The sequence below is a fragment of the Pseudoalteromonas sp. SR43-3 genome (assembly GCF_014163875.1).
GTDB classification, from domain to species: Bacteria; Pseudomonadota; Gammaproteobacteria; order Enterobacterales; family Alteromonadaceae; genus Pseudoalteromonas; species Pseudoalteromonas distincta.
The window spans coordinates 527104-534498 of record NZ_JACJEC010000001.1 but is presented as its reverse complement, the minus strand read 5'-3'; the positions used below and the strand labels follow the sequence as shown (position 1 = coordinate 534498).

4 protein-coding genes are annotated in these 7395 nt (G+C 40.4%); 1 reads left to right on the top strand and 3 read right to left on the bottom strand.

The features are described from left to right. Window positions 1-170 precede the first annotated feature (170 nt). Both H5088_RS02345 and H5088_RS02340 read right to left on the bottom strand, forming a co-directional pair. Window positions 171-2741: a TonB-dependent siderophore receptor gene (locus tag H5088_RS02345; RefSeq protein WP_182752121.1), complete on the bottom strand. Its 2571-nt coding sequence runs from the start codon at window positions 2739-2741 to the stop codon at window positions 171-173. A gap of 512 nt (window positions 2742-3253) precedes the next feature. After that, entirely contained in the window at window positions 3254-3568 is a 315-nt protein-coding gene (locus H5088_RS02340; protein ID WP_182752120.1) for a DUF962 domain-containing protein, read from the bottom strand. A gap of 164 nt (window positions 3569-3732) precedes the next feature. Here H5088_RS02340 and H5088_RS02335 point away from each other — a divergent pair, with 164 nt between their 5' ends. Beyond that, window positions 3733-5889: a prolyl oligopeptidase family protein gene (locus tag H5088_RS02335; protein ID WP_182752119.1), complete on the top strand. Its 2157-nt coding sequence runs from the start codon at window positions 3733-3735 to the stop codon at window positions 5887-5889. A 97-nt stretch (window positions 5890-5986) separates the two neighbouring features. Here H5088_RS02335 and H5088_RS02330 read toward each other — a convergent pair whose 3' ends face one another. Then, window positions 5987-7279, bottom strand: a complete 1293-nt coding sequence (locus tag H5088_RS02330) for an anti-phage deoxyguanosine triphosphatase (protein ID WP_024606442.1) — start codon at window positions 7277-7279, stop codon at window positions 5987-5989. Window positions 7280-7395 lie beyond the last annotated feature (116 nt).

Here is a 7395-nt window from a genome sequence, read left to right as displayed (position 1 = left end):
ATGAGTATGTTCGTTAATCATAATGTGCCCTCAAACAAGATTTGAAGATCTGATCATGACATTGAGATTTAGTTCAAAAAAATCCCCGCTAATTTCTTAGCAGGGATTTGTGTATAAGAGACAGCCTAATCGGTGGCTTTTGTGTGTTTGGTTACTTTAAGCTGCGCTTATTAAAACTTCATTTCTATTTTACCGTACACGTAGCGTCCGTTAAATCCATACGGCGAGAAGCTAGAGTATGCGAACAAGCGTGAGAAAGTGCTTACTTCGTCAACATTTTCGCGTGTTGCGTCTGGGTAAATATCAAAAATGTTATTCGCTCCCAAGCTTAACGATACGTTATTGGTAAGTGCATAAGCTACGTCTAAATCAGTGATCCATTTTGGTTTTAGTACTTCATTTAGCTCTGCCGTTGATGATGGATCTTGAGTTTCACCGTAACGTGTTGTTCTAAGCGTGGTGCGTATGTCGTCGTTAGTCCATGTTGCGCTTAAGTTGTACTTATTACGCGGTGTGCTTACTTCAAAACGACGCAGCTCAGTGCCTGAGAACAGGTTGTCTTGATCGAACCCTGCACCTTGCAGCTCTGCTGGTGGGTCGATAATATTTGTTACTTCATTTTTACCGTAGTTGTAACCTAGGTTAAAGGCTAAATCGCCATAACCATCAGTTGCTACATTATAAGAGGCAACCACATCAACACCACGGGTTTTACTGTCAATTGCATTTAAGAAGAAACGACCTTGATTAGCACCTGTGCCTTGAAGTAAATCGGCAATAGCATCGCCCGATAAGTTGTTTGATAACACAATGCGGTCATCAATTAATATTTGGTAGTAATCAACCGATAAGCTGAAATTAAAGTCGGTAGACCATGTAAAACCAACGCCGTAGTTTGTTGCTTCTTCAGCTTCAAGACCCGGTGAGCCCAGTGCTTTTGCTACATCACTGCTTGGTGCGAACGTACCTGTTTCGGTTGGTTCGCCATCAACAAATACAGTGGCCACTGAGGTAAAGTATTGTTGCTGCAAAGAAGGTGCTCTAAAACCAGTTGATACAGAGGCGCGCAGCGCTAAGTCTTCAGTTAATGAATAACGAGTCGCAACTTTACCGTTAAGTGTATCGCCAAAGTCTGAGTAATCTTCATAACGGGCGGCAACCGCTAAATTCCAATCGTCGGTTAGGTAGGTTTCAAGGTCTATATACAAGCTCACGTTATGGCGGCTATTATCGCCCTCTGATTCGGGTGTAAACCCTGGGAATACTTGTGCGCCCGCTGCGCCAAATGGGCCATCAACTGGGTCGGTTACTGCGCCTCCTGGGCCAAATGTGCCTTGTGCATATGAAGCTTCTTCGCCTGCATCTATTTGGTATCCTTCGCGGCGATACTCAGCACCTACAGCTACACTTACCGAGCTTTCTAAAAAGCTGACGTCTACTTCGCGACTAAAATCAACGTTTAAGGTAAGTTGATTGTAAGTAAGTGTTCCTGCATCAAAGCTTGTTTGGCTAGTCGGGCCGTATGAGGTATTTAAACTATTTATTACACCAAACTCAAATGCATCTTGACCATATACGGCCGATACATCGTAATTCCATTCACTTACAAAACCTTTAGCGCCAAGTGCCAGTGAAAAGTCATCTATGTCTGAGGTGATAACAGGTAAAAAGCCATCAGGATAAACTTCTTCTATATTACGGCTATCGCTTGCACGGCGATAAAAACCACCGCCTTCGCCTTCGCGTTTGCTGTAAGAGCCAAACGAATATAAATCGACCTCATTTGTTAACTGGTAACCTGCGTTATAAAACACTGAAAAGTCTTCTACATCGCCATTACCAAAGTTATGGTTATATCGATTTACGGTAAGTTCACGTGGGTCGAGAGAGCCATCATCTAATCGTGCGTAGTTTTCACGATTATCGTAGTCAGAGCGGTTAGTTGAATGGCGGTCGCGGTATTCTGTTGAAATGTTTAAAAAGCCATTATCGCCAAGTTCAAAACCCATATTACCTTGCAGCGTTAGTGTTTGGCCGTCTGTTAAAGAGCGATCGCCCCCTTCGGTAAAGGCTAAATTACCATCACTGCCTTCAGATACAGACTCAAGCTGTGGTACACCGTCCATTTCGGTTACGTTAGCACCATATATAGCCGCCACTGAGCCACCGCTGCTGGCACTTTTAAGCACAATATTAATAACACCGGCTATAGCATCAGAGCCATATTGGGCTGCTGCACCATCACGTAATACTTCAATGCGGTCGATAGCATTTGCTGGAATAGCATTTAAATCAACTGATGATGAACCACGACCCGTTGAGCCATTTAAGTTAAGTAATGCATTACTGTGGCGGCGTTTACCATTAACAAGCACTAAAGTGTGATCAGGTGCTAAACCACGAAGTTGAGCAGGGCGTACATGGTCGCTACCATCAGTAAGTGATGCTTGCGGGAAGTTAAAGCTAGGTAATAAATTGCTAAGTAGGGCATTCGTTTCAGTAAAGCCTGAATTTTTAAGTGCATCTGCACCAATTATATCGATGGGTACTGCGCTGTCTTCTACTGTACGGCCTAATCGGCGAGAGCCAATTACGCTTATTTGTTCGATGTTTTCTTCTGCTTTGGTGTCTTGCTCTGCAGCATTTACTGAGAGCGAACCAACTAGTGCAGCTGATGCACTCATGGCGAGTAATATTTGTGGTACCGACTGCTGTAATTTTAATAACGGTTTTCTATTCATGCTGTATTTCCCCATACCCATTGAATTATTTTAGTTTTGTACAAAAAGATAAAGATTAAACCTCTTTGTTACCTTGAACATATACTTAATTAACAAAGTCAGTCAATTGAATAACATTCAATTAATTTAAGGGTTTTTATAATTACATTTGGTTGTTTTTTATAATGACCATTGTTTTAGTTATATAGCGAAGGTAATTGCTAAGTAATTGATGGATAATGAATTATATTTAAAAATTAAATTTAACGTTTAATTAACTGGTAAGATGAGGTTGGTAGATTTAACTAATTATTTGTAGGAAGCCATTTTTATTGGGCTGGCAATAAACAACTGTTGAGCTATAAATATTTTTAAAAATATAAAATAAAAATACACCCATTAAATGTTAACTAAATTAACATTTAATGGGTGTGTTATAAATTATGTACTACTCATTAGAACCTATACTTTAAAGCATGAAGTAATTTTGTTTTTATAAGTAATTGGTATAAAAAAGAGTGCTAGAAATAGTGTTAAAATTTAATTTTTCCAATAAGTATGTCTTTAAACATTACCCAATCTCCCCACAAACTGTAAAAAGGGTGTTTAAAAGTAGCAGGGCGGTTTTTTTCAAAAAAGAAATGCCCGACCCACGCAAACCCATATCCAATAACAGGTAATAGCCACAATAAACTGTAGTGTTGTTTTAATGATGCTATTGCGATTACAACAAGAACGAGGGTGCTTCCTATAAAATGTAAGCGGCGGCAAGTCACGTTGCGGTGCTCTTTTAAATAATAAGGGTAGAAGGCTTTAAAGCTTTTATACGTGGGGTTTGTACTTTGCATAGTGTGCTCTTTTATTGTTTTTTATTTTAATGAGGGTCGTGCTATTAAAGCGTAAGTTTACATTTGTTTACAGCGATAAATGGCGCTTAACGCATCTAAATAGACAAAAGGGCTAAAAGTTAATAACTTAGGCGCACTATTAATAAATAAGAATGGAACTCGGGATGTTTAAACATACTCTAGCGTGTGCTGTAATTGTAGCGCTTAGCGGCTGTTCAGAGCCAACTAATACGGTAACTCAAGAAGAAGTAAAAGCACCTATGAAGCAAGTTAACGCAGTTATATACCCAGAAACAAAAAAAGGCGATGTAGTAGATACCTACTTTGAAGAAGCGGTTAGTGACCCATATCGTTGGCTTGAAGATGACATGAGCAGCGAGACTGCCGATTGGGTTAAAACGCAAAATAATTTAACGTTTTCTTATTTAGAACAAATTCCTTATCGCGATAAGTTAAAGCAGCGCCTTGAAAAACTAATGAACTACGAAAAAATAGGCGCTCCTTTTACTGAAGGCGATTACACCTATTTTTATAAAAACGATGGCCTGCAAAATCAATATGTTTTGTACCGCAGTAAAGATGGTGGCGACGTTGAAGTATTTTTAGATCCAAACAAGTTTAGTGAAGATGGTACGACGTCTATGTCGGGTTTATCGTTTTCAAAAGATGGGTCATTACTCGCGTATCAAATATCTGAAGGCGGCAGCGACTGGCGTAAAATTATAGTTATTGATGCACATACTAAAGAACAAGTTGAAGAAGCGCTTGTTGACGTTAAATTTAGTGGCATAGAGTGGCTTGGCAACGAAGGTTTTTACTATTCAAGTTACGAAAAACCTAAAGGCAGTGAGCTTTCGGCTAAAACAGATCAGCATAAAGCGTATTACCATAAGTTAGGTAATGCACAATCTGCTGATAGTGTTGTATTTGGTGAAACTGATGAGCAAAAACATCGCTATGTAGGCGCTGATGTAACTCATGACGGCCGCTACTTACTTATTTCGGCAAGTACGTCTACTTCAGGCAATAAGCTGTTTATAAAAGATCTAACAAAAGAAAACAGTGAGTTTGTAACGGTTGTAGGAAATACTGATTCAGATACATCAGTTATTGATAACGAAGGCAGCAAGCTGTTTTTAGTTACTAACCTTAGTGCACCAAACAAAAAAGTAGTGACGGTTGATGCAAGTAACCCAAGCCCAGAAAATTGGGTTGATTTAATTCCTGAAACCAAAAACGTACTAAACCTGACAAAAGGCGGCGATACCTTTTTTGCCAACTACATGGTTGATGCTATTTCTCAGGTAAAACAGTACAACAAAAAAGGCGAGCTAATTCGCGAAATTACATTGCCAGGCGTGGGTACAGCACGTGGTTTTGGCGGTAAAAAAGATCAAACAACGCTTTATTATTCGTTCACTAACTACAAAACACCAGGTACTACTTATACGTTTGATGTAGCTACGGGTGAATCGGGTGTTTATCGCAAGTCAGCTATTGATTTTAATAGTGATGATTACACGTCTGAGCAAGTGTTTTACACATCAAAAGACGGCACTAAAATACCGATGGTAATTACCTATAAAACAGGCATTAAGCTTGATGGTTCTAACCCTACAATTTTATACGGTTACGGTGGTTTTAATATTAGTTTAACGCCAAGCTTCAGCCCCGTTAATGCGGTATGGCTTGAGCAAGGTGGTGTATACGCCGTCGCTAATATTCGCGGTGGTGGTGAGTACGGTAAAGACTGGCACAATGCAGGCACTAAATTGCAAAAGCAAAATGTGTTTGACGATTTTATTGCCGCAGCTGAGTATTTAAAAGATAAAAAGTACACATCTAAAAAGCGCTTAGCACTTCGCGGTGGATCTAATGGTGGTTTGTTAGTTGGCGCAGTGATGACGCAGCGCCCAGACCTATTCCAAGTAGCTCTACCTGCTGTAGGCGTACTTGATATGCTGCGCTACCATACATTTACTGCGGGCGCTGGTTGGGCATACGACTATGGTACCAGTGAGCAAAGCAAAGAAATGTTTGAATACATTAAAGGTTACTCACCACTTCATAATGTAAAAGCAGGTGTTGAGTATCCAGCGACTATGATCACAACTGGCGATCATGATGACCGCGTTGTCCCTTCGCATTCGTTTAAGTTTGCAGCTGAGCTTCAAGCAAAGCAAACGGGTAATAATCCAACGCTTATTCGCATAGAAACCAATGCGGGGCATGGTGCAGGTACACCAACGAGTAAAACAATTGAGCAGTACGCTGATATATTTGGTTTTACGCTATATAACATGGGCGTAGAGTCGTTATAAAAGCGCTTTAACAAAATAGCTAACTTTAATAGCTGAGCAAAAAGGCCGAGTAAATTAAATTTACTCGGCCTTTTCAATGTTAGCAGTTAGCAGTTAGCTACTGCATAGGTGAAAACAATCGTTGGTATGTTTTATAGGCGTACTCGTCGGTCATTCCGCTCAAATAATCGCAAATTATACGCATCCCTTGGTTTTGCTTTTGCGCTTCTATGTATTGTGCTTGTGTTGTTTCGGGCAATAAACGCAGCGGATCGCTAGCAAACGCGGTAAATAACTCTATTAGTAAGTTTTGACCTTTGAACTCTATTTGCTGCATTTCGGGGTCACGTATTAAACGTTGAAACACAAAATGCTTAAGTATTTGCAATACACTGTCGTATTGGGCATCTAATTTAGCGGTGTACTTTAAAATGGGGCATTCAAAGTTATCGTTTTGTATATCCAAATGTATATGAATAATAAAGGTATTAACCAGCTCACCTATGGCATCTTTTCGCTCATAATCATTTTTTGAAAACAAGCGCTGGGTCAGCGATTCAAGCATGTCGTTTAGCCAGTCAAAGTTTAGTGCTTTTAAATGGGGCAGAGCATGGGTTTGCCAATCGTCTAATGTGAGTACGTGGGTTGCAATGGCATCTTCTAAGTCATGTACCGCGTATGCTATATCGTCGGCATGTTCCATTATGGCGCTGTCGAGCGATTTATACGTTGTTTTAGCGCGGTACTTATCAATAGCGGCATGGTTACCTAGCAATGTTTTATCGTTTTGACTCAGTGGTTCTACTATCCAATTGAATATGGCTGCATCGTCGTTGTATAACCCTTTGGCAGGGCGCCAATCATCTGCTTTTATAAATGCACGACCGGTTGTGGCATCGGGAATGGTATGCCAAAGCGTATTAATAAACGCGGGGTATTTTATAAAACCTAATAAAGTACGACGAGTTAGGTTCATACCGTGCCCATTACTATAGGGCTCAAGTTTTGCAACTATGCGCAGTGTTTGTGCGTTACCTTCAAAACCACCGTGATCGCGCATCATGTAATTTAGCGCTATTTCACCACCATGACCAAAAGGCGGATGGCCAATATCGTGCGCCAAACACAGTGTTTCTAGCAGTCCAGTTGATGGAAAGTGCGTAAAGTCGCTATGTTGCGCTTTTAAATGGCGCAATATGCCGGTACCAATTTGCGATACTTCTAAAGAGTGGGTAAGGCGAGTGCGGTAAAAGTCGTTTAGGCCTATGCCCATAATTTGGGTTTTAGCTTGCAAACGCCTAAATGCTGCGGCATGAATAATACGCGAACGGTCGACCTGCCACGGCGAGCGGTTATCGTTAGGACGATGTTTATATTGCTCTATTATTCGGCTTTGCCATTGTTTATCCATACTGCTTACTCACACATAGTTAATATTATTAAACTTTGCTCAGTATACCCATGGACTTATAAATTGCGAATGAACAAATGCACTACATAGGCTCTGTTTTATCTAAAACCCAAATC